General features: G+C 45.3%; 2 protein-coding genes. Both read left to right on the forward strand.

The genetic code is table 11. The features are described 5' to 3' along the window. Nucleotides 1-70 precede the first annotated feature (70 nt). Entirely contained in the window at nucleotides 71-748 is a 678-nt protein-coding gene (locus tag KNQ15_RS16910; RefSeq protein WP_353048934.1) for a helix-turn-helix domain-containing protein, read from the forward strand. Nucleotides 749-753: 5 nt separating this feature from the next. Then, on the forward strand, nucleotides 754-1,632 hold the full coding sequence (locus tag KNQ15_RS16915) for an IS3 family transposase (RefSeq protein ID WP_353048935.1): 879 nt from the start codon (nucleotides 754-756) through the stop codon (nucleotides 1,630-1,632). The last annotated feature ends 45 nt before the right edge of the window (nucleotides 1,633-1,677 follow it).

A 1,677-nucleotide genomic window follows, 5' to 3' on the forward strand; every position in this document is an offset into this window, starting at 1 on the left:
TGATATGCTCCCCAAAAAGTAGACAGTTGAAATAACAAAAACTGTCCACTTTTTGAAGGGAGCATTTTCTGTGTCTAAATCTAAGTTTTCGCCGGATGAAAAACTACGGATCATTAAGATGTGTGAGGATGGAACAGGTTCGATGGCATCGATTGCCTCGCTCTTCGAGCTTTCAGTTACGACGTTGAATAGATGGAGAGCGAAATATCGTAATGGAGGATCCGTTGCGCTACGGAATCGAACAAAATGGACGCGCTATCCAGAAGAACTAAAGATGAAGGCTGTACACGCAGTGCTCAATCAAGAAGAATCCGTCAACAGTGCTACGGTACGGTTTAACATTTCGAACATGAGCGTACTCCAAAAATGGATTGACAAGTATACTAGTCATAGTACACAAGGGAAACCATTGAAGGAGCGATTCACTATGACTAAAGGTAGAGCCACTACATTCGAAGAGCGCGTCCAGGCGGTTATGGACTGTATACAGAACGGAAAAGACTATCAACGCATCATGGAGACCCATCGGGTCTCATACCAACAAATCTATAGCTGGGTAAGGAAGTTCGAGAAGGATGGAATCGACGCGTTGATGGACCGTCGTGGACGTCAGAAGCCTGTAGAAGAATTGACGGATACAGAGCGTTTTGCGTTGGAACTGAAACGACTCGAGAGAGAAAATGAACGTCTACGTATGGAGAACGATTTCTTAAAAAAGTTAGAGGAGATCGAGAGGAGGTCACGTTAAGTCAAATTCGTCTTCAAGATAAATATGAAGCCATTCAATCATCGGTAGAGCAATTCGGTTATCCGATCATCGCCCTATGTCATCTGGCTGATGTCTCACGAGCTGCCTACTACAAGTGGTTGCGTCGTATCGGTATACCGAAAGCACATGAAAATGAGAACATGCAAATCATCGAAGAGATGAACCAGATCCACCTTGCGGTGAAAGGAATCTATGGCTATCGACGGATGACATTGAACTTGAAACGCCGTTTCGGAAGAAACGTTAACGCGAAGCGTGTCCGTCGCCTCATGCATGTCGCCGGTATTCATTGCATCATACGTCGAAAACGGCCTTTGTACATTCGTAATTGTCCTCAACAGACTGCCGAGAACATTCTGAACCGTGATTTCAACGCGGCAGGACCGAATCAAAAATGGGTGACGGATGTCACGGAATTGAAGTATGGTTCCTCTCAGAAAGCGTATTTGAGCGCCATTCTGGACCTATATGATGGATCCATCCGTGCCTTCGTTCTAGGGCACTCAAACAATAATCAGCTCGTGTTCGATACGCTTGAACTCGCCCTGCAGGGCGCACCCGGAAGCCGTCCTTTGCTTCATAGTGATCGAGGGTTCCAATATACGTCGCATGCGTTCCGTCACATGACACGCGTGGCAGGCATTAAACAAAGTATGTCTCGGGTTGGTAAATGTATTGATAATGGTCCAATCGAGTCCTTTTGGGGAGCCTTGAAATGCGAAAGTTATTATCTACATAAGTTTACGGAGTTCGACGAACTCCAACTTGCGATTCAGAAGTATATTCACTTCTACAATGAAGAACGGTACCAACAACGACTAAACGGCTTGGCTCCGTTAGAATACAGAGCGCAAGCCGTTTAAGTGATTTTTATTATTTATCCTGTCTACTTGACGGGGAGCAGTTCA

It is taken from the genome of Exiguobacterium sp. s168, assembly GCF_018619035.1.
Taxonomy (GTDB): Bacteria; Bacillota; Bacilli; order Exiguobacteriales; family Exiguobacteriaceae; genus Exiguobacterium_A; species Exiguobacterium_A acetylicum.